The sequence below is a fragment of the Mesorhizobium sp. M1E.F.Ca.ET.063.01.1.1 genome (assembly GCF_003998155.1).
GTDB lineage: Bacteria > Pseudomonadota > Alphaproteobacteria > Rhizobiales > Rhizobiaceae > Mesorhizobium.
The window spans coordinates 1-1,643 of the sequence record NZ_RZSC01001037.1; the positions used below are offsets into that span (position 1 = coordinate 1).

The 1,643-nt window shown below is 66.6% G+C and carries 2 protein-coding genes and 1 pseudogene; 1 reads left to right on the plus strand and 2 read right to left on the minus strand.

Features of this window, described 5'->3' with window-relative positions; genetic code table 11:
* On the plus strand, positions 1–1,094 hold a 1,094-nt coding region (locus EOA29_RS35720), incomplete at its 5' end, for a M24B family metallopeptidase (protein ID WP_127222344.1).
* 1 nt (position 1,095) lies between these two features.
* Here the strand turns inward: EOA29_RS35720 and EOA29_RS35725 are convergent.
* Together EOA29_RS35725 and EOA29_RS35730 are read right to left on the minus strand one after the other, a co-directional pair.
* Positions 1,096–1,392: an AzlD family protein gene (locus EOA29_RS35725; RefSeq protein ID WP_126093100.1), complete on the minus strand. Its 297-nt coding sequence runs from the start codon at positions 1,390–1,392 to the stop codon at positions 1,096–1,098.
* Positions 1,389–1,643: pseudogene (locus EOA29_RS35730) on the minus strand (branched-chain amino acid ABC transporter permease); the annotation flags it as partial. The pseudogene EOA29_RS35730 and the gene EOA29_RS35725, both read right to left, overlap by 4 nt.

Consider the following 1,643-nt stretch of genomic DNA (forward strand, 5'->3'; position numbering starts at 1 on the left):
ATCTCACCCAGCTTGCCGACCTGCACGATCCGGGCGAGTTCGAAGCAGCCATCGCTGGGCTTGCCGACGATGGCGCAAAAATCGCGCTCGATCCGGTGCTGGCGGCGGAAAAGCTGAAGATGCTGGTCGAGAGCAATGGCGGCAAGGTGATATCGGCCGCCGATCCGGCCCGCATCCCGCGCGCCACCAAGAACCAGGCCGAGATCGCCGGCAGCCGCGCCGCGCATCGTCGCGACGGTGCCGCGGTCGCCAAGCTGCTCTGCTGGCTCGACCGGCAGAAACCGGACACGCTCGACGAGATCGATGTCGTCACCAAGCTCGAGGAGGTTCGCCGCCAGACCGGCGAGGAGACGCAGATGCCGCTGCGCGACGTCTCCTTCGACACCATCTCAGGCGCCGGCCCGAACGGCGCGATCATGCATTATCGCGTGTCGCGCGCCACCAGCCGCAAGCTTCAGAGCGGCGAGCTGTTCCTGCTCGATTCCGGCGGACAGTACCAGGACGGCACCACCGACATCACCCGCACCGTGCCGATCGGCCAGCCGACCGAGGAGATGCGCGAGCGCTTCACGCTGGTGCTGAAGGGCATGATCGGCATCTCGATGCTGTGCTTCCCGGCCGGCACGCGCGGCTCTGAGATCGATGCCGTCGCCCGCATGGCGCTTTGGAAGCATGGCTGCGACTTCGCCCATGGCACCGGCCATGGCGTCGGCTCCTATCTCGCCGTGCACGAAGGCCCGCAGCGCATCGCCCGCACCGGCACCGAAAAACTGCTCGCCGGCATGATGCTCTCCAACGAGCCGGGCTACTACAAGGAAGGCGCCTACGGCATCCGCATCGAGAACTTGATCCTGGTCACGCCGACCGAGCAGATCGACGGCGGCGACATCGCCATGCACGGCTTTGAGACGCTGACGCTGGCGCCGATCGACAAGCGCCTCATCCGCACCGATCTTCTGACGCGCGATGAGCTGCACTGGCTCGACCAGTATCATGCATGGGTGCTGGCCGAGATCGGTCCGATGGTCGACGGTGAGACACTGGCCTGGCTGGAGAAAGCCACCGCGCCGCTGCCACACGACGCGAAGATCTGACCTATCCCACGAACTGCCGCGCCAATATCAGTGCGGCAGTGCCCGCCAGAAACATCGCCATCAGGCCACCGCGCAGCGACACCAGCGCGGTGACGATCAGCGCCGCCCATTCGGCGGGTCCGGCATGCAGGAGTTCCGGCGCCACCAGCGTCGTCAGCACGGCGGCCGGCACGGCGTTCAAGCCCGCCTCGACGCGCGGATGGATGTTTTCGAAGCGCGAGATGACGAGGTGGCCCCCAACGCGCGTGAGATAGGTGGCGACGGCGCCGGCAAGGATGATCCAGAAGGTCGTGCTCATGGCCGCTTCCCCACGCCGCTGTGATGCGGCGGCAGGATCACCGCCAGAAGCACGCCCGCAATGGCGCCGATGGAAACATGCCAGGGCGAGCCGACGGTTCTGTAGGCGACGATCGAGGCGGCCGCGCTCGCGGCGACCACCGGCAGCCACAGCGGCCGCTTGCGGAAGCCCATGACGAGGCCGAGGAAATAGATCGGCAGCAGGAAATCGATGCCCAGCGCATGGGTATCCGGGATCATCTTGCCGAACAC

Coding starts and splice junctions, on each gene's coding strand:
- EOA29_RS35725 (WP_126093100.1), bottom strand. CDS start 1,392: ATGAGCACGACCTTCTGGATCATCCTTGCCGGCGCCGTCGCCACCTAT.